This window comes from Wolbachia endosymbiont of Onchocerca gibsoni (assembly GCF_029169405.1).
Lineage (GTDB): Bacteria > Pseudomonadota > Alphaproteobacteria > Rickettsiales > Anaplasmataceae > Wolbachia.
In genome coordinates this window covers 1-20,014 of sequence record NZ_JABUMP010000001.1, presented here as the reverse complement: position 1 = coordinate 20,014, position 20,014 = coordinate 1, and the positions used below count along the sequence as shown (strand labels likewise).

General features: G+C 31.2%; 11 protein-coding genes, 1 other RNA gene and 6 pseudogenes. 8 read left to right on the top strand and 10 right to left on the bottom strand.

The genetic code is table 11. The features are described 5' to 3' along the window. The first annotated feature begins 449 nt into the window (after nucleotides 1-449). Entirely contained in the window at nucleotides 450-1,400 is a 951-nt protein-coding gene (gene dusB / locus HSX44_RS00085) for a tRNA dihydrouridine synthase DusB (RefSeq protein ID WP_275602386.1), read from the top strand. 1,214 nt (nucleotides 1,401-2,614) lie between these two features. Here dusB and glyA read toward each other — a convergent pair. The 4 genes from glyA to hemE all read right to left on the bottom strand — a co-directional run bounded on the left by glyA (nucleotide 2,615) and on the right by hemE (nucleotide 8,692). Next, nucleotides 2,615-3,892: a serine hydroxymethyltransferase gene (gene glyA, locus HSX44_RS00080; RefSeq protein ID WP_275601771.1), complete on the bottom strand. Its 1,278-nt coding sequence runs from the start codon at nucleotides 3,890-3,892 to the stop codon at nucleotides 2,615-2,617. Nucleotides 3,893-3,948: 56 nt separating this feature from the next. Next, nucleotides 3,949-5,160: an MFS transporter gene (locus HSX44_RS00075; protein WP_275602385.1), complete on the bottom strand. Its 1,212-nt coding sequence runs from the start codon at nucleotides 5,158-5,160 to the stop codon at nucleotides 3,949-3,951. Nucleotides 5,161-6,409: 1,249 nt separating this feature from the next. Further along, nucleotides 6,410-7,603 carry a pyridoxal phosphate-dependent aminotransferase gene (locus HSX44_RS00070; protein WP_275601770.1) on the bottom strand — a complete coding sequence of 398 codons (1,194 nt, stop codon included), beginning with the start codon at nucleotides 7,601-7,603 and terminating at the stop codon, nucleotides 6,410-6,412. A gap of 69 nt (nucleotides 7,604-7,672) precedes the next feature. Continuing rightward, nucleotides 7,673-8,692, bottom strand: a complete 1,020-nt coding sequence (gene hemE / locus HSX44_RS00065; protein ID WP_275601769.1) for a uroporphyrinogen decarboxylase — start codon at nucleotides 8,690-8,692, stop codon at nucleotides 7,673-7,675. 387 nt (nucleotides 8,693-9,079) lie between these two features. On the opposite strand from hemE, the pseudogene HSX44_RS03905 reads away from it, so the two are divergent. Continuing rightward, nucleotides 9,080-9,894: pseudogene (locus HSX44_RS03905) on the top strand (transporter associated domain-containing protein). A 526-nt stretch (nucleotides 9,895-10,420) separates the two neighbouring features. On the opposite strand, the gene HSX44_RS00055 reads toward HSX44_RS03905, so the two are convergent. Beyond that, a complete protein-coding gene (locus tag HSX44_RS00055) occupies nucleotides 10,421-10,714 on the bottom strand; it encodes a hypothetical protein (RefSeq protein WP_275601767.1) in 294 nt (97 codons plus the stop codon). A 133-nt stretch (nucleotides 10,715-10,847) separates the two neighbouring features. On the opposite strand from HSX44_RS00055, the gene purM reads away from it, so the two are divergent. Next, nucleotides 10,848-11,885, top strand: coding sequence for a phosphoribosylformylglycinamidine cyclo-ligase (purM, locus tag HSX44_RS00050; protein ID WP_275601766.1), 1,038 nt, complete (start codon nucleotides 10,848-10,850; stop codon nucleotides 11,883-11,885). Here purM and purC read toward each other — a convergent pair. Then, on the bottom strand, nucleotides 11,882-12,604 hold the full coding sequence (gene purC, locus HSX44_RS00045; protein WP_275601765.1) for a phosphoribosylaminoimidazolesuccinocarboxamide synthase: 723 nt from the start codon (nucleotides 12,602-12,604) through the stop codon (nucleotides 11,882-11,884). The two genes, purM and purC, sit on opposite strands and share 4 nt — an antisense overlap. 106 nt (nucleotides 12,605-12,710) lie before the next feature. Here purC and trmD point away from each other — a divergent pair. The 4 pseudogenes from trmD (at nucleotide 12,711) to HSX44_RS00030 (ending at nucleotide 15,931) form a co-directional block, all read left to right on the top strand. Further along, a pseudogene (gene trmD / locus HSX44_RS00040) lies at nucleotides 12,711-13,392 on the top strand (tRNA (guanosine(37)-N1)-methyltransferase TrmD). Beyond that, a pseudogene (gene rplS, locus HSX44_RS00035) lies at nucleotides 13,376-13,752 on the top strand (50S ribosomal protein L19). The pseudogenes trmD and rplS overlap by 17 nt, the downstream one beginning before the upstream one ends. A gap of 112 nt (nucleotides 13,753-13,864) precedes the next feature. Further along, a pseudogene (locus tag HSX44_RS03900) lies at nucleotides 13,865-15,129 on the top strand (ABC transporter permease family protein). Between the two features lie 3 nt (nucleotides 15,130-15,132). Beyond that, nucleotides 15,133-15,931: pseudogene (locus tag HSX44_RS00030) on the top strand (phosphoribosylformylglycinamidine synthase subunit PurQ). A gap of 673 nt (nucleotides 15,932-16,604) precedes the next feature. Here the strand turns inward: HSX44_RS00030 and lipB are convergent. After that, nucleotides 16,605-17,222, bottom strand: coding sequence for a lipoyl(octanoyl) transferase LipB (lipB, locus tag HSX44_RS00025; RefSeq protein ID WP_275601764.1), 618 nt, complete (start codon nucleotides 17,220-17,222; stop codon nucleotides 16,605-16,607). 1,059 nt (nucleotides 17,223-18,281) lie between these two features. Between lipB and HSX44_RS00020 the strand changes: the two genes are divergently transcribed. Beyond that, nucleotides 18,282-18,458 carry a hypothetical protein gene (locus HSX44_RS00020; RefSeq protein WP_275601763.1) on the top strand — a complete coding sequence of 59 codons (177 nt, stop codon included), beginning with the start codon at nucleotides 18,282-18,284 and terminating at the stop codon, nucleotides 18,456-18,458. 151 nt (nucleotides 18,459-18,609) lie between these two features. On the opposite strand, the gene HSX44_RS00015 is transcribed toward HSX44_RS00020, so the two are convergent. The 3 genes and pseudogenes from HSX44_RS00015 to HSX44_RS00005 form a co-directional block, all read right to left on the bottom strand. Continuing rightward, nucleotides 18,610-19,047, bottom strand: a complete 438-nt coding sequence (locus HSX44_RS00015) for a ClpXP protease specificity-enhancing factor SspB (RefSeq protein ID WP_338063359.1) — start codon at nucleotides 19,045-19,047, stop codon at nucleotides 18,610-18,612. A gap of 24 nt (nucleotides 19,048-19,071) precedes the next feature. Then, nucleotides 19,072-19,401, bottom strand: a transfer-messenger RNA (tmRNA) gene (ssrA, locus tag HSX44_RS00010). Between the two features lie 361 nt (nucleotides 19,402-19,762). Beyond that, a pseudogene (locus tag HSX44_RS00005) lies at nucleotides 19,763-20,014 on the bottom strand (GTPase ObgE); the annotation flags it as partial.

The window sequence follows — 20,014 nt, the reverse complement described above, 5'->3', positions numbered from 1 at the left end:
TTCTTGATCAATTTCTAATACCTCTCTTACAGTAAACTCTTTAATTCCTCTTTCCCTCATAATCTTCTCAAATTCTTCAGGTTTTTTTCGTATATATCTTATGTCATGCATATATTGCATTACTACCAACATTGTTACTGTACCTCAAAAGCCTTTAATACTCAATGTCCTTACTTATATCACTAATAAACGTTAAGATCAGTACAATTGACTTTATTTTCAAAATTCATTAAAATTTAGTTAGTGTCCGTAGAACTAATATGTTATCCATAACAAAAAGATACAATAAGTTCAAAGGAAGCACTCATAAAAGATGAACAATAGAAGGAAGATTTGAAAAATGGGCTGTTATGTGAGCTCATACCGGAAACACAAATATCCTTATATTCTACTTCAAAAAAGGAAAAGAAAAGTTGGTATAGCATTATGTTATTATGAAAAAGAACCTTATACCTCTTCAAATAGGAAATTTAATAATCAATTCTCCGGTAATTTTGGCACCAATGTCTGGGGTAACTGATTACCCATTTAGAAGCATTGTAAAGAAACTTGGTGCAAGTTTATTAGTCTCAGAAATGATCGCAAGCAAAGCCATGATTATAAATACTCGCAAAAGTATGCAAAAAGCTAAAGTTGATGAATTAACTGCTGTGCAGCTTGCTGGATATGAGCCAGATGTGATTGCAGAAGCTGCAAAATTAAATGCGGATATGGGTGTAAAAATCATAGATATAAATTTTGGGTGCCCAGTAAAAAAAGTTGTAAATGGTTACGCAGGATCAGCACTAATGCGTGATGAAAAAAAGGCCGCTGAAATAATTGAAGCTGTAGTTAAAGCAGTTAATGTGCCAGTTACAGTAAAAATGCGTACTGGATGGAACAATGAAAGTCGTAATGCTCCCCGTTTAGCAAAAATTGCAGAGGATCTAGGTGCAAAAATGATAACCATTCATGGAAGAACAAGAGCACAACTTTACAGTGGCCAAGCAGACTGGAAATTTGTTAAAAGTGTCAAAGAGCAAGTAAAAATTCCAGTTATAGTAAATGGTGATATTAAAAATATAAACGATATTCAAAGAGCTCTCAAAGAGTCTGAAGCAGATGGAGTAATGATAGGTCGTGGTACTTATGGTAAACCTTGGTTGATTAATCAAGCAATAAATTTTATAAGCGGAAGCAAAATCTCCGAACCAACAGCCTTAGAAAAATTAAGTATAATACTTGAACATTACGATAGTGTTCTTGAGTATTACGGAAACGATATAGGAATGAAAATAGCCCGCAAGCATATAGGCTGGTATAGTATCGGGCTTAAAAATTCATCTGAATTTCGCATGAGAATAAACAATATGACAGACAGCATGGAAGTAAAAGAAAACATAGTCAGCTTTTTCAGTTAAGAAATTCTCTGGATAACTCTAACTAAATAGAGAAAGATAATTTACTGTCTATTATGATATTAGTATCTTTTGTGACACTGTGTGCTTTTAAATTGTTTTAATATTCAAGAAATTTTCTAAACAAAAAAATATAGAAGAAACTTAGCAGCAGACAGTTGTTTACTCATTTATATTTACCCTTGCAAATTGGTGTTCTGCATTATCTTAAATGAATTATAGTGTATTTTAACTTAAAAACCTAAGAATATAAGGTGAAACTAATAAAGACATGAGCATATAACATAAAAATTAAATATAAAACTAATTACGTAATACTCTCATCGTTCAATCTACATAAAATTAAAGACAATTGAATACTATTATGATAAAGGAGCTTGCCCAATAAATTTAGGAAAGTTAAAATTGTAACCTGGAAGATAAGGTAAGCAAAACAAATATACCTCTTGACATAGAAGGAAAAGGAAGAACAAACAGAGAGCTTAATTATGGTATTATACAAATAAGTATAATATAAACGATTTAGGTGTAGTTCTGAAAAATTTACTTCTGTAGAAAGTAGTAAAACTGATAAACTAGTTCTTGCAGAAAAAGTAGCAAAAAAGCTTATTACCACGTAAGTTATAGATGCAGCTGCTTAACTATTCAGCGCTACAAAAGCAAAAATAATTTTAGGAAAAAAGATGTAAAGGTGTTCAAAAACTCTAATTAAAAATAGATCTTGTAAGTAACATAGACTTACAAAAAAGCTATGGTAGAAAATACAGACTTACGTACTGCAGTAAAAGAAANCCCTAGCAGGCAGTAACACAACGTTTTAAAGTGCCCTTAAGATTGAAGTTAATGTAAAGAATTAGAAAATTATAAGGCTCTGTAAAAAAATAATACCAACTAGCTTTTGAGGTTTCAATTAACGAAAATATTTAACTTTTCTAGTGATTGGTAAATTAACTTAGATTACATGTTACAATATTTACTTTTGTATTTTTTTATCATTCCAGCATCACACGCTGGAATCTAAGTACTTCAAAAACTAAATCTTATAGTTAAGCCATAGAATAAAGATAATCCTCATTATTTAGATTCAAGTATTACATATTGAGGCGATATCATCAAAGGTATTAAAAAATACTGTCTATTACGAAAATTAACTACAAACCACAATCCCATACAGCTTATACATTTATATTAGGATGATGCAATATATATCATCACAACTAATAAATAGAGAAATTATTACAAATCTTCTCAACTTTGTCTTTCACTACTTTTTCGACATTTGAGCTATCTCCATTGATTAATCCCTGAATCACTTTATTTATTAGCTCAGCTATTTCTTTAAAATTTTTCGCCTCAAGCCCACGTGTTGTTTCAGCAGCGGTACCGAAACGCAGTCCTGAAGTAATAGTCGTTTTTTCTGTATCAAACGGTATAGAGTTTTTATTACAAATAATACCAGCTCTCTCAAGGCTATCCACAACCCCTTTTCCAGTTAATTTCTGCGGTCTTAAGTCAATTAACACCATATGAGAGTCAGTGTCACCAGTTACAATGTTCAGCCCATACTCTTTCAGAGCTTGAGCTAAAACTTTAGCATTCTCAATAACTTTTTTGCTATAAGTTTTAAACTCCGGTGCTAATGCCTCTTTAAATGCAACAGCTTTTGCAGCTATTACATGCATAAGCGGTCCACCTTGTAATCCTGGAAAAACTGCAGATTGAATTTTTTTATGTAATACTTCATCATTTGTCATTATTATCCCACCACGAGGGCCGCGTAAAGTTTTATGAGTAGTAGAGGTTATAACATGTGCATATTCAGTAGGTGATGGATACTCACCTACTGCTATAAGCCCCGCATAATGAGCAATATCTGCAAGCAAATATGCACTAATCTTATCTGCAATCTCACGAAAACGCTTAAAGTTTATTCTTCTTGGATAAGCAGAAGCACCAGCTATTATTAATTTTGGTTTATACTTAAGCGCTAGTTCTTCTATTTCATCCATATCAAGCAAATAAGTATCTCGTCTAACCGTATACTGAATTGACTTAAACCACTTACCAGAAAGACTCGGCGTTGCACCATGAGTTAAATGCCCACCACAACTTAGTGATAAACCAAGTATTGCATCGCCTGGAGAAAGCAGTGAAGCAAACACTGCTTGATTTGCCTGAGAACCAGAGTGAGGTTGAACATTTGCAAACTTAACACCAAACAGTTTACAAAGTCTTTTTATGGCGAGATTTTCAACTTCATCTATATATTCGCAGCCACAATAATACCTTTTTCCTGGATAACCTTCTGCATATTTATTAGTTAGAAAAGAACCTTGCGCTTCCATTACTGCTCTACTTGCAAAATTTTCTGATGCAATCAGTTGCAGTTGTGACCTTTGACGCTGCAACTCTTTCTCTATAGATTGATAAACTTCACTATCAGAAAATCTTAAATCCTTTTTAAGGATGAAAACTTCTTCTGAAACGCTTGCCATAAATTAAACCACGTTAAGTTTAATAATACTAAAATACACTTTACCTACAAGTAGTTTTAAGAACGTTTCTTTAACCACACAAAACCGAAAACAGCCAAAAGTAAGCATACAGGAATAATTGACATTGCCTTTATCAACAGTTCAGGACCATACACGGGATTCCCTTGTATTACTGTTCTATCCCAATAGAAATTTACTATTTTTGCAATCCAAATATGAAAAAAATAGCCAAAAATCATAATTATCATATTTGAAACAGCTGTAGCTAATCCTACTAAGTTATTGCTTACGTAGCTTATTGCTTTATAAATGGTAATTACCTGATATCCAGATGCAAAACCGATAATAAGAAGTGTAGGGACCACAACATATAAACCACCAGCCTGTATAAAAAGTAAGATGAAGCTGATAATCATTGTAAGAGAACATGTAATAATCACTTCATAATGCTTACTTGGATACCTTTCTAGTAAAAAAGCTAAAAAGAATGCTCCAGCTCCAAAACCTATAAATATAAAAGAAGAAAGAAAAGATGCCAAATCTCCTGTTATCTGATAGACTTCACATAAGAACGTTCTTGCCCAGCCATCAGCAAAACCTTCTAGTGGACCAACCATTAAGCTACCAAAAAAACTAATTAAAACTATGTGCTTGTTATAAAGTACACTTTTTAAATCTTGAAGTATATTACTATTTATAGCTTCTTGTGTATCATTATTTGGTGTTACAAGAAATAACAACAAAGCGAGTAAACAACCAATTGCTGAGAAAGCATATATAACATAATCCCAGCCAAAGCTATTAAGTAAGAAATCTAGAGGTAATCCACCATAAATAGCTCCCAGTAACCCTATTATCATAGATAAACTAGTCATTTTTGCTGATCTTTCTCGAGAGAAATACATGGTTGCAACTTTGAAGATCCCAATTGCTGAAGCAGATGATCCAACTCCAACAAGTATTCTGCCAAGTATTGAAGGATACCATTCATCAAAACATATAAGTGGTAATGTTCCAACAAATGTTAAAATAGTGCATATAGGCAAAATAAGCTTTGGCCCAGATCTATCAAGAAAAAGACCAATAGGTATATGAGCTAACGTATATCCTATATAGTATAACCCACTAAATTGACCGACATCAACTATGTTTATATTAAACTTCGTCATTAACCCAGGTGTGATTATATTTGGAATTACACGTAATATATATTGATATGTATAAAAGAGTGATGCTAATAACCATACTAAAAACTTTCTCTGTAGCATAAAACTCATTTTAAATTTACTACTATAGACGCTCTAGTTACAAAAAGCAACGTCTTTGCAAATATTTTTTCAATTTATTAAAGTTTAACAAAATTAAATTCATAACTATCATATTGACTAAATTTTATAGCATAAAGAGAATATTTTCTAAAAAGGCTTTTTACTTTGTTTCCTTCACAAATTTCATTTATACTCTTATTTTATAGTAAAATCTTATCTTAAATAGTATTATTTTTAATAAAACTTAGCATCAAAACCATCACAGCTACCGAATTGATTAGCCTCTTTACATATAGAATAACATAATACTAAAGTAAAAGCTAGATCAGCGAACACGAGAACAACAAATGATATGCTACAAAATCACATATCAAAGTATTAAGTAAGACACCTAACATACCATTTAGGTAACAGACACGATAGACTAAATAGAAAAGCTTTTAAGCAAGATAGAAGAAATAATAAAATTCATCGTAAATCAAGCAAAGCACTATGATAAAAATTTAGAAAGTCTATATAAAGATCTAAGACTTGATAAAAAATTTGTTTGGTTTTTGCTAAACACTAGGTGCTAAAACTTCCAAGCACTTACCTAAAAAAGAAAAAAGTCATTATAAAATTCAATAGTAAACATCACATCAACAGAAGCTATTTAAAAAATCTAAAGAAGAAAATTTAGTAAATAAGATAAACAACATAAACTTGATTTAACAAAATAAGAAAAATGAGAAGCTAAATATAAAAATGTATTCATTCGATTAATGGGAAACGGCTTTCTTTATAAGTGAGAAAGCTAAAGATAACTTCTAGTAAACACTACTAACATAGGAAAACAAATTTCCTAACTCACTTTACTCTGATTTTTGTTACAACTAATTTCTAATTATTTACTAGTAAAACCTTCAAGCCTACAATATTGAACGTTACCAAAGTAAGGAAAAATTAAACGGTCTAAAATTAACTAGATCATTAAAAATATTTATTCCTATCATTATTGTATCTATATAACTTACGCCAATCTAAATTATGCAAGATATACAAAAAGGAACATGCTATACTTATTGCCAATAAGAAAAAATAAAGACTTACAAAGCTGTAAACTAGAAAGGCTCCTATAGGAGGATAATAAGAAAAAAGCTACATTACTATTATTTAGAGGTACAATTCTATACCACTTAAAATAAGCTAACTAATACTAAATATAATATTTATTAGATTTATTTTATTAACACAAGGGAATATAGAATAGCTAACTTAACATCTTACATGCTTTTACAATACTATTACACCCAATCTCTAGTTGCTCCTGAGAAGTCGCATAAGAAACTCTGATAAAGTTTTTCAGACTAAATGCAACCCCTGGAATCACAGCAACTAAATGGTCTTCTAACAAATACTCAGCAAAATCAAGATCATTATTTATTATTTTACCGTTTTTTGTACTCTTACCCAATAGATTTTCACACGAAATAAACAAGTAGAACGCACCTTGTGGAATAAACACCGACAACCCTGGAACTGAGCCCAATTTTTCAGCCACAAAATCTCTACGATTTTTAAAAATTTTTATCCTTTCTTTTAGAAAATCATGATTACCATTTAATGCTTCAACTGCTGCCGCCTGTGCTATTGAATTTGGATTTGAAGTACTCTGAGACTGCAGTATAGAAATGGCTCTTACTACATCACTTCTACCAGCAACATAACCTATTCTCCAACCTGTCATTGCATAAGCTTTTGATACTCCATTAACTACAAAAACTCTGTCATAGAGCCTTGGCTCAACCTGAGCAATAGTAAAAAACTTCCCATCGTACACTATGTGTTCGTAAATATCGTCTGTAATAATGTTTACGTGTGGGTGCTCAAGCAATACCTGTGCTATTTTCTTCAATTCGTCATATGTATATACAACTCCTGCTGGATTGTTTGGTGAATTGAGAATTAACCATTTAGTCTTTTCAGTTATCTTACTCCTCAATAACTCCGATGTCAGTTTAAAGTTTTCCTTGCATTCTGCCACAATTGGTAAGCCGCCAAAAAGGCTTACCATATCAACGTACGAAACCCAGCAAGGAGCTGGAATTACAGCTTCATCTTCAGGATTAATCGTTGCCATAAACAAGTTAAACAGTACTTGTTTAGCACCAGCACCAACACAGATTTGGCTAGGCATATATTCAAGATCGTTATCCCTTTTTAACTTATTAATTATCGCTTCTTTAAGCTCACGAGTTCCATCAACAGCAGTATACTTAGTTTTACCTTCATTTATTGCTTGGATAGCTGCTTTCTTTATATGACCTGGAGTATCAAAGTCTGGTTCCCCTGCAGCTAAAATACAGATCTCTTTTCCTTCACTTTTTAGTCTGTTTACCTTATCAGTTACAGCAATTGTAGGTGATAGTTTTATTAAAGACATTCTTTTCGCGAGTTCTAACATAATCTTACTGAAGCCAAATCCAAATAATAAACCTCGTTCAACAAAAAAGCCAGAAATTTCATTATCGTATTAATAATTTTTTACTAGATCCACTAATGCAACAATATTTTCAACTGGAGTATCAGGAAGTACTCCATGCCCAAGATTAAATATGAAAGGTAAATCTCTAAAACAATCCATTATGTGTTTTGCTTCTTTAATTGCCCCTACTCGATCGTATGCTAAAAGACTAGGATCAAGATTACCTTGTAAAGGAACTTTTAGATTTGTCTTTGCCCATTCTACTGAAATGTCATAGTCTATGCTTATCGCAGATATACTAGTCTGTTGACAGTAATCTTTGTAAAGCTTTCCAGCAGATTTTGGGAAACCTATTATCGGAAAATCTGAAAATTTATCTTTTATTGCTAGGACAATCTTTCTTGTTGGTTTAATAATATATTTTTTAAATAATTTTTCTGGAAGAATGCCAGCATTACTATCAAATAGCTGAATAACGTCCACTCCATACTCTATTTGTTTGGTTAGATAAATAATCGTTGCTTCTGTTATTTGTTCAATTATTTTTTCCAATTTTAAGGAACAAAAATTTAGCGTTTTGTAGAAAGTCTTATTGTTTCTACCTTCTATGATATATGAAGCTATTGTCCATGGTCCACCGGCAAATCCTATAAGGGACTTTTCCTCTGGTAATTTATGCCTTACTTTTTTTATAGCATTCAGAATTGGCAAAATTTTAGTCTCAATTTTCTCTAAATCAGTCAACTCTTTAGGGTCTTCTATAGGCTTTATTATTGGACCTATACCGCGTGTAAAATTTATATCACATCCTAAAATATCAGCTATTACTAAGATATCTGAAAAAATTATGGCTGCGTCCATGTTGAATCTTGTTACTGGTTGAAGTGTTAGTTTTGTGATTAGATCTGTGTTATAGCATGCTTTCATAAAGTTGCTTACACCTTTCATTGCTTTATGATATTCTGGAAGAGACCTACCTGCCTGACGCATTAGCCAAATTGGTGTTTTTTCGACTTGTTTACCATTTCTAATAACTCTTGCTATTATTGATTTAGTAGATTTATTCATTTTTTTTATATAAAAAATATATATATAATAATAGATCTCTTAATAATTTGTTACTAGTTTGAAGGTTAATGATAACTTTCTTTGTCTCACTTGTAGATAAGTATGTTAATAACTTTAATATGTTATTGGCTTTCTATTGTAAATCGTGTGTATAAGTGAAATGTTTAAATTATTGGTAATCTCTTTTTATGAAAAAATTTTTTTATCGTGTGTTGTTACATAGTTATGTATATGCTGGTGAGAAAGTTGTTGAGAAACTGTTAATATCTTATATCAACATACAACTCACAGGTTAATTTAATGTTATTCACACACTTATTAAATATTTGACAACAGTTTTCTTGATAAATCTAATATGAAAGCGTTTTATCTATTACAGGAAGCAACTTGAATAAAAAAAGGACTTTAGGGGAAAAGATTGTGTGTGAAGTCTTTCTATTTCTTTTTGGAAGATTTCGTATGCTAAGAAAATGTGCAATCGAAGCACTAATGAAAAATCTGCCAGGTTTTAATATATTTAATGATTTATTGAAATTTCATGACTGTAATATAACTGATATAATGACTCCACGTACAGAAATATGTGCGTTAGACGTTGAGTCGNCAGTAGACATGAAGTAATAAAAAAGATAAGAAGTACTCACCACACTAAGATACTGGTTTATAAGAACAACTTTGATAACATAATAGGATTCTTTTATGTAAAAGATGTTCTTTTTGATAAAAATGAGATTTTTGATTTGAAAAACTTTGTACAAAACGTAATATTTGTTCCGCCTTCAATGAAGATTACTAACCTTTTTATTAAAATGAAGTCTGCTAGACCACACTTAGCTGTTGTACTAGACGAATATGGTGGAACTGATGGTTTAATTTCAATGATTGATCTCATAGAAAAATTAGTACCGAACGTTAGCGAAAATGAATCTTTTGAATGCACAATCATTAAGTTATCTCAAAATGAGTTTGAGGTGTCAGCGAGGGCTCTTATAAAAGAGATAGAGGAAAGTTTAAAAATAGAATTACGTGATCCAAAAGAGGATTACGTTACGCTTGGTGGATTAATTCTTTCAATTGCAGGTAAGGTGCCTTCTGAGGGTGAAATTATCAAGTATAAAAATGGTATAAAGTTTATCATTAAGGATGCAAGTGAGCGCTACATTAATAGAATAATATTAGACCTCAATGATTATAAAAAGTAGATTGGTTTCTTTTATAAAAAATTGTCTCATTTTTAGATAAAAGAATTTACAACGTGTTGATACTCGTCTAGTGAATATGCCTTCCTTTAAAAAGGCTGAACAACTTCAGTTCCTTATATTAAGGCTTAAACTTGTAAATACTTTTTGTAAAGTGTGAGGTTATCCTTGAGTTAAAACTAAACCTATTTCTAGCAAATTATTTTCACAAGAACAATGTATTTCAGTGTTATAATATTCTAGTAATAAAGAAGTCATATATACATTAACATCTTTTGCATTTAAATTAANNTACTATCTTTTTTTGTTAATTTATTTGCTAAAGATTTACTCATTAACTTGTGCTTGTTTAAAATTTTTATGGTTAATAACGTTTTACCTTCTGTTTGGCTTAATAAAACAGAAACTAATTCAACTTCTGCTATCACACTAGCTATAGTTAGTGCCATATTAGAAATTATCTTATTTATTTTTTCAATTAAATCTTCCTTACCTTTTACAGGATATTCGTCTATCTCCCACATAAACTTTACTTTTTTTTTAATAAGTAACTTTCAATGTTAGATTTAGTTTGGTCAAAATTGTAATTATCTGCTGAAGAAGAATATGCTTGCTTCATAACTTTATGTTTATTTATTAAATCATCAGAACTTTCTTTAAGCAATGACAACGCTTCTTTGCATGCAATGTCATTATTCTTATTGCATTCTTCAAACTCTTCTAAGCCAAACATTATTCCATTCATAGAATTAGCGAAGTCATGAAGCAGCTGTCCTGACAGTAACTCTGTTATTAATAACATATTTTTGATGTTTTTATTCATTAGGCGATTGTAAATGATTTAAATTACCCTATATTGGTAAATGTGTGATAGTCAATTGAGAGGAAGTTTCGTTGTACTTTTTGTGATGGCTTATTAATATAGTGTTAATAACTATAAAGTTTACAAAGAGATTATGAATACCTATTCTAAATCGGGAGTAGATCTCGAACTGTATAATAAGTTGATAAGAGAAGTCAAACTTATTGTTGAGAAAACTAAAAAGGAAGAAGTACTTAGTGAAGTAGGTTCTTTTTCTGCACTGTTTGATTTTGCTAAGTTAATTAAAAATTATAATCATCCTGTATTAGTTTCCTCAACCGATGGGGTAGGTACAAAGCTGTTAATAGCTCAAGAAGTAAATAAACATGATACTATAGGTATAGATTTAGTTGCAATGTGTGTAAATGACTTACTTGCACAGGGAGCAACACCTTTATTTTTTCTTGATTATTTTGCAACTGGTATTTTGAATAAAGATGTTTTGCTTTCTGTAGTTTGTGGTATTGTAGAGGGATGTAAGAAAGCTAAGATAGGGTTAATTGGTGGGGAAACTGCAGAGATGCCTGGAATGTATGGCAATGATCACTATGACCTTGCAGGATTTGTAGTTGGAATAATTGATAAAAGTGAAATTCTTCCAAATTATAGTATAATGAAGGCTGGTGATTATATAGTTGGGTTAGAGTCAAGTGGAATTCACTCAAATGGGTTCTCTTTAGTACGTTGTGTTTTTAAAGATTTAGGTATAAGCTATAATGATTTGTCTCCATGGAATAGCCAATTTTGGGGAGAAGTGTTACTTAAGCCAACAAAAATATATGTTGACTCTTTGTTACCTATTACACCGCAAGTAAAAGGCATTGCACACATTACAGGTGGTAGCTTGGTAGATAATATCCCACGGATTCTTCCAAAGAATTTGTTTGCAAATATAGATACTAATTCTTGGGAATGGCCAGATATATTTTTATGGTTAATGGAAGAAGGCAAGATAGGAAAGAAAGAAATGTTAAAGATATTTAATTGTGGTATTGGTATGGTATTGATCGTGGATCCTAAGGATATGCAAAATGTAAAAAATCATTTTCAAAAACATGGGGAGAAGATTAAAATTATTGGAAAACTCAATGAGGTATGCGACCCTTCCTTTGATAGAATAGTACTTAGTTAATCTAACTTTAATGACAACCTTTTTGCAACTTCTAAGTATGCTTCTTTTAAGTCTCCTAAGCTTAAACGGAAAATATCTTTGTCTAATTTTTTGTGTGTATTTTTATCCCATAATCTACAATTATCAGGGCTGATCTCGTCAGCTAAGACGATTTTTGTATCGTTATCTATTAATCTGCCAAATTCCAATTTGATATCGACTAGGTTCATTCCTGCATTTGAAAATAAGTTTATTAGAAATGTGTTGGCTTTTAAGGTTATAATTTTAATTTTTTCTATTTCTTTACGAAATAACCAGCCAAAATATATGATATGGTTTTCATTTACCATTGGATCGGCTAGACTATCATTTTTATAAAAAAACTCAATTATAGGAGATGTAAGTCTCTTACCTTCTTTTATATTAAAGCGCTTACAAAAACTGCCTGCTGCAATGTTTCTCACTACTACTTCAAGAGGTACAATTTTTAGTTTTTTAACTAGCTGTTCTCTTTCGTTTAGAGTTTTTATAAAGTGTGTATTAATTACCATTTTCTCAAGTTTTTCCATGATGAAAGCACTGATAAAATTATTGATTAATCCCTTACCTTCAATAACCTCATGTTTTTTTTTATTAAATGCTGTWACATCGTCTTTAAAGTGCTGTATCACGGTTAATGGGTCTTTAGTTTCAATAATAGACTKAGCTTTACCTTCATATATTAKTTTACCTGGTAGCATAAATGGTTTGACTATGTATTATAAACATTATATCAATTTCTACTTAGGTTYGCTACAAATCTGTAAANGATGGTTACTATTACAATATKAACATATTNNTCCGGAGATGCTTCCTGGGTTCCTAAAGTATTCTCTTGCTGGAAAGGCGTTAGAAAAAAAAATATGGAACCTTGAMGTAGTAGATATACGTTTTTTTGCTGAAGATAAACATTCAANCAGTAGACGATGTTNNCNACACCATATGGAGGTGGAGCAGTCATGATTATGCGTCCCGATGTGATWGGTAATGCAGTTGATAGTGYTWTTTCTGCCCATAAGAATACTAGATTTATTTGTATGACTCCATCTGGCACAAAGTTTAATCAGAACGTTGCAAGAGAATTAATWAAATTCTCTCACATAACAATATTATGCGGTCGATTTGAGGGTATTGACCAGAGGGTGATTGATGAGTATACTCCTTATGAATTAAGCATTGGAGATTATATCCTTTCAKGAGGTGAACCAGCTGCTATGGTGGTTCTTGATACATGTGTTAGGCTTCTTCCTGGAGTAATAGGTAGTTCCGATAGTCTTACTGAAGAAAGYTTTAATTATACTGGTGGTATACTTGAGTATCCTCAATATACTAGACCTAAGCAATGGAGAAAACGTAAAGTGMCTGAGGTTWTGTTGTCTGGTGACCATGAAAAAATAAMTGATTGGAGGCAGAGACAGTCTCAAATTATANNACAAMGAGACGTAGACCTGAATTATTAGGTGGAGAATTAAATGGTAAATTTACTTGAAAAATTTAATAATAARCAAATGGAAATGCTAATTAAAAAAGTACCAGAGTTTCGTTCTGGTGATGATTTAAAGGTCACTTTTAAAATAGTTGACGGTGCAAGTGAGCGTATTCAAATATTTGAAGGTGTATGTATATCGAAGAGGAATCGTGGATTACACTCTTCTTTTACGGTTAGGAAAGTGAGTTATGGGGAAAGTATAGTATCCCAATTTTTTGTTTGTTCTCCTACGTTAGTTTCAGTYCAAGTAACANAGGAAGGGANAAAGTTCGTAGAGCAAAGCTGTATTACTTATGTAAACTATTTGGAAAGTCTGCGAGAATAAAAGAGCGTACTGCTTATAAAAGCGATAAGGTCTAGGCMAGTGAAGTGGAGTTTTGACGTCAACATCGTACAATWATGTGAGCACTAAGTGACAAAAAWGGTATKAGTATTTRCTATAAGAGAATATCTTATTTAGAATAGTTGTAAAATGAGCATAGAGACAAAATTCCTTAGGTTGCTTCGCTCTAGGCGTGTACACGCTCGTATAAAAAGAAAAAATAAAAGAAATAGAGTATTNNGTATATTTGTTCTKNTTATAACGTTAGTTATTTCACTTGGTTGTCCTATATGTATATTGCTGAGTATATTAATTAACTCTTATAGCGCCTTAACAATAACATAAATTTTATTGCTAATAGAAGTAAACTCTGATTTTTTTTTATCAGGTAGTCCTAGTGAWTTNAAGATACAAATCCATTGAACTGCTCAATGATTCACTGCGTAGAGTATTTAAAGGAACTGATTTTAWAAATAGTGACGAGATTCTGAGTCGTAGTTCTTATAAGGAATCTAGAGAACTTTTTTTGTAGAGWAGTGGAGTATGGTGGTAAATATGAAATCTGGTTTACCGCATCAAGTATAATTAATTCAATAAATAAGAATAAGTATTTTAATGATCATTATGCTAAATTACTTAGCTGGCTARAAGAAAAAAAAAGGGTAAAAAAATTCTTTAATAAATCTTTGTTTCTTAAWTCTGATTCTCGTGAACCTGAAAATGCAGGAATTTTAGGAGCATTTGTTGGCTCTTKAATGACGATTATGGTATGTTTAGCTTTAGCATTACCAATAGSAATTATGTCAGGTGTCTATCTTCATGAGTTTATGTCAAGAAATAGTGTAATGACTAATATTGTAGAGGTTAGTATAAATAATTTGACTGCAGTACNCTTCAATAATATTTGGAGTAGTAGGCCTAACCCTCTATCTTGGCATATTTGAACTACCTCGTTCTTCGCCACTTGTTAGTGGAATGACTCTTTCATTTATGATGTYGCCTAATATTATCNAATTGCAACAAAAAATGCCTTTGCAAATGTTCCTANTTACAATAAAGGATGCAGCTTTTGCTCTTGRGCCTCCTCATATCAAGGTAATATTAGATCACTCTTTGCCGATTGCGTTANNRAGAATMATACATGGTACWATGCWWGCGGTTGCAMGAGTTKTAGGTGAATCCTCTCCTTTGCTTATGGTGGGTACGGTAGCATTTATCGCTGATACACCTGTATCCNNNTTTWCCGATBCAGCNAACTGTTTTACCTGTACRAATATACATATGGTCAAGTAGTCCTGAAATTGCGTTTATTGAACTNTGCTGCTATTGCAATTATAGCTTTGCTGATAATGTTATTTGCTCTAAATTTAGTGGCAAATTTTGTGAAAAGGAAATTTGAGTTTTTTAATTTTTAATTCATGAAWGTTATTATTTTATTTGGTTATGGTTTAAATWGTGAAAACGAAACTGCATTTGCATTTGTAGAGTGCAGCAGAAAACTTGGTATCAGTAATGTAGAAGTRAAAMKTGTTCATATTRWTGAAATTATATGTAATCCAGATGAATTGAAATCGAGCGATATACTTGTAATTCCAGGTGGTTTTTCTTACKGTGATAACACTGGTGCTGGTAATGCTTTTGCTCTACGTGTTAAGAACAACTTATTGAATGAATTTCAAGATTTTTTATCTAAGGACAAGCTTGTTATAGGAATATGCAATGGTTGTCAAATATTAGTAAAATTAATTCCAGAATTTTTTGATTTAGCTTTAGTACGTAATGATATAGGCAATTATCAATGTCGWTGGATTAGAGTNTAAAGTTAATCCATATAGTAATTCTATTTGGCTACATGGTCTAGATGAATTATATCTTCSTATTGCTCATGGAGAAGGTAAGTWTTTTATGAGCAATAGTGTTTTGAGCCATTTGATTAAAMATAACTCTATTGCACTGCGTTACGTTGATGAGAATGGTAACTATGCTAACTTGCGGTTTCCTTATAATCCAAATGGATCCATATATGACYTAGCAGCTTTGTCAAATAGGARTGGTAAGGTGTTAGCTTTAATGCCTCATCCAGAGAGAGGGATATTTTTTACTCAGCAAGATAACTGGCYACTTGAAAWAGWAAAGTGTAAGCGCCTAAAGTCCGCTGTGCCAAAGTATGGTGATGGGATGCTCATATTTGAAAATGCATTGAAATATTTTTGTTAGGATGATTTTGCAGATATTTTGNNAATTGCAAATTNGATCTGCAAAANNTTTATGTTCTATATATACCSATAAGRAATAGAMATCTTTTTTCTCGTCTTGACACTATAATAGTAGTGTAMGTGTTAAAGAACAAAGGANTATATAGTGATCATGAATTTGCCCATTTTTTGGAAAATTGATATAGAAAAATTGACACTTTCTGTGAATCTTTCTTTTATAGATTCAATAGATTATTGTACCGGAATTAGTAAAGTTATTAAAATTTCCACTTCCACTTCACTAGGAATATGAGCTTGTTTTAAATGATTCTTTTTTTTTACTAGAGGATTATCTTTCTAAATAGGAAATTAGATAAAAAGTTCATATTTTTCTCTAATACACTAAATTATTTTGCTATTATTAATTGGTGTGCTAATCAHAATTAGCTGCTTAAAATTTATCAAAGTTGGAAAAAAGAGGATTGTCATTACTGCATATTTTTTCCAAAAAATTGGTGAAAGTTAAATATCAAAGCATTATAGTRAAAGCTTTGGTATTTAATAGTAATAAGATCTAACTCWTWTCTCTTGAAAGAGGGAACAATAATATCAACTTGATTTTGATTGTTATAGATAGAGTTAGTCTATATGGAAAANTAAATTGGAGTATAWAAAGTAAACGATGATAAAATATATTAAAATATCTTATAAAACTCTTTTTTTAGTATATCATCTAATTCAGGGAGTGGAGCTTCAACTCCTAGTTTTTTCATTGATGTAATACCGTAGTCTTTTAGTCCACAAGGGATAATACCCTTGTAGTGAGAAAGATCTGGAGAGACGTTGAGCGCTATGCCATGATAAGTTACCCATTTTCTTAAACGAATACCGAAGGCTGCTATTTTTTCTTCTACTCCGTTTTTAGTTACCCAAACACCTATTCTATCTTCTTTAAATTTTCCAAATATATTGAAGTGCCTTAAAACGCTTATGATCCAATTACTTAGGTTTCTAATATATAGTTTTATATCACATTTATTTCTTTTTTTAAGGTTTAACATTAAATATATAATACGCTGTCCTGGACCATGGTATGTATACTTACCACCCCTACCTGTTTTATGCACAGGAAACAATTCTTCAACGATTTCATCATCTATTGCACTAATCCCTGCTGTGTATAGTGGAGGATGTTGGAGTAGCCATACTAGCTCGTCGGATGAATTGTTATAAATTTCTTGAACTTTTGTTTCCATGAATTCTATAGCATACTTATAATCAATAAGCTGATCAGGTATTAGCCATTTTACCATATTCAATTTCTTTGTTCTTTAGATCTGTTATTGATGTTAATGATACTTTAATCCCGAAAGAAATCCAGAATTTTGCTAAAGAAGACTATATTAAAGATATTATTGCGCTTTTAAGCGATCATGCGGTTGTAGATACCACACTTCGGCGCTCTTTATTTTTATCGATGACTGATTAAGAAAAGTCATACCTGAAGGTCTATCAATTACTGAAGTTGCTTTATTCTCCTAACCTAATAATATCAAAATTAGAGTTTATTGAGAATAATTATGACTTACAGATTAATCAGTGATAAATACTTATGATAGATGGTTCGATTGAATCGAAAAATAGCAGGAAAAAATTATCAACATGACTTTGCCTTCTGCGACAGATAAGATTAAAATTATTGAGGGAATAATGTTTCTTATGTATCTGCTGCACTTGTGAATAATAATAACTACGACTTTAATTTTGGTAAGCTTGACCGAACATATAGCAATGTTAAATCTTAAAACTTTCAATCTTTTGAGTAGTTTGATATGAGCTACACCAATTATGATGGTGCGTATAATGTAGATCAATATAATTAAACTGGTACTTGTAAAAACTAAGCAATGTTCAAAATAGGGTAAGATCAAAATGTAGTATGTAAGTCAGCAGATGGAAGGTGATGGTAATTTNAGTGAAGAATAATATTAACTCTTAAGAGCGGAGAACGATCATTATTCAGGTCTTGTGTTAATGGTTGAGGTTAGTATTTCTTGAAGGAGGCTTGAAAGTAAAGGTGAGTGTTAATATAAAGAATTTGCTTGGAAATACTCCTTTAAATCATGTTGTTGAATTAATAGTTAATTGTGTATAGTAAAACTAAAAGTTGCGAACTTGTGTGTAAGTAAGAGGAATTTGCAATTTCAAGCTCAAATGATACCGAAAATAAAAAAAGAGGATATTCCTATATAACCTTGTATAAGCAGTTAATTAATACTTTGCTTCAGCCACTCTTACTATGGGTAATGCACTTGATAGAATAAAAACCTTTCTAAAAGAAAACAGAGATGGATTTAAGATGAGGATGAGGCTTGGGATTCAATGAAAAATATCTGATTGATTCTGTTACTTTCGAAGATACTACAGTATGGCATGTTCTAAAACTGGAATTGTGTGCGATTATTTTAGGAATGATTAAAAATAATCACCAAATAGGGATCTTAGTAATTCAAGTGCTGAGCAACTTCAGACAGCTATCCGACTTGTAATTAGTGATGATGTACATAAATATTCATTGATGTGGAAAAACATGTTTCCTAATTACGTGTAAATAAATCACAACACAAAAGCTTCTGTTCATTGTTTAATTAAGGTAACTTTTTCCCTTTTTCGCGTGTTATGAAACTGAGTTTTCAATGACTACTTATCACGCAGCTGATCTATATGTATAATGCTACTGCTTAATAATTTTTTAGTACATTTTTTACCATTGTATTTCTTGTCAGAATCTATACTGATTTTATCAAATATTAAAACATCTCCTGAAGTTTTATCGTGAAACTCACTGATAGCAAAAAGTGATACAGTAATTTGTTCTTGTTTTCCGTGAAAGCTTAACCTGACACTAAATCTGTCCTCAAAAACTTTTAAACCATAAAACTGATGCTGTAATATGATAAGCATTTGGGTAGGGTATGACTTTTTCAAATAATCTGGCACGATAACACCGTTAAAATATGTAAAAAATAGTATTTCTAAATGAGGTGTGAAATCATTATTTGATATGATGGCTAAAGCCTTTTTGATAACTTGAAACTTTGCAAAGGTAAGTGATTTTTTATAATCTGTTTTATTCATATGACTTTTATGCACATAAATTCTTGTGGAACCTTCTGTTACCCGGCGTTCCCAAACCGTGCTTATAGTAATAAGATTATAGCTTAGTTTAAGCAACTAATGCTACAACATTACCATTAGCAGCAAAATTATCGTTTGCATCTAAATTATAAACTCTTAACGGTGGTATCTTACCGAGCAAAGCTACCATCTTTACTATGTATGTCGATCCTTATTCGCCCCCATGTAAAAATATGGTGGAGGCGCCGAGTACTGCCCTCGGGTCCAATACACCTATTACAAGGTAATTTTATTGCCATAGTGTACAAAACGCACACATTTATTATGTAGTAGCATTGGGTAGATGTCAAGATATTTAACTTCAAGATGATTAATAACTAAAGCAAAATTAAGATTTCTTAGTATAAAGAGATTACTTTATTTGTTTATTTAATGATACTACTGGTTACAATAAAGGTATTTAGAGAGCTTAAAATTTATCTCTGCTTACAAGGTTTTTATCTAAATTTCAGTTAAAATGAAGTGTACACATTTTTTAATGTACATAGGTGCGTATTCACGTGTTTAATCTCTTTCATATATGCATTCATTTTTTTTGAATCTTTTTTTATGTGGTGGACCTTATATCTAAAATTTTATACTTTTAATAAAAACCACTTAAGCTATTAAAATCCTTGATTATCACACGCCTGTATAAGTATTGAATAGGGGGAGTTTATATCTTAAAAGGGTCGTATACATTAGTAGTTTTTTTGGAGTTGCTTTTTTTTAATTTTTCACTTAATAATCTTAGAATAGACTGTAAATCATCATTAATTGATAAACATAGTATTTCTTTATTAAGATAATTAACTAAGTAATTTCTCTTTTTAAGAATTTCTGCTTCTTGCAATAAGTCGCATTTGTTTAATACCACAATTTCTTCCTTTTTAGTGAGATTATAATTGTAAAGCTTCAACTCATTGTG

Excerpts from the sequence above, each read along its gene's own strand:
- lipB (WP_275601764.1), bottom strand. The coding sequence starts at position 17,222 with ATGGTAAAATGGCTAATACCTGATCAGCTTATTGATTATAAGTATGCT.
- HSX44_RS00055 (WP_275601767.1), bottom strand. The coding sequence starts at position 10,714 with ATGAATAAAAACATCAAAAATATGTTATTAATAACAGAGTTACTGTCA.
- glyA (WP_275601771.1), bottom strand. The coding sequence starts at position 3,892 with ATGGCAAGCGTTTCAGAAGAAGTTTTCATCCTTAAAAAGGATTTAAGA.
- hemE (WP_275601769.1), bottom strand. The coding sequence starts at position 8,692 with ATGAATAAATCTACTAAATCAATAATAGCAAGAGTTATTAGAAATGGT.
- HSX44_RS00015 (WP_338063359.1), bottom strand. The coding sequence starts at position 19,047 with ATGAATAAAACAGATTATAAAAAATCACTTACCTTTGCAAAGTTTCAA.
- HSX44_RS00075 (WP_275602385.1), bottom strand. The coding sequence starts at position 5,160 with ATGCTACAGAGAAAGTTTTTAGTATGGTTATTAGCATCACTCTTTTAT.
- purM (WP_275601766.1), top strand. The coding sequence starts at position 10,848 with ATGAATACCTATTCTAAATCGGGAGTAGATCTCGAACTGTATAATAAG.
- HSX44_RS00070 (WP_275601770.1), bottom strand. The coding sequence starts at position 7,603 with ATGTTAGAACTCGCGAAAAGAATGTCTTTAATAAAACTATCACCTACA.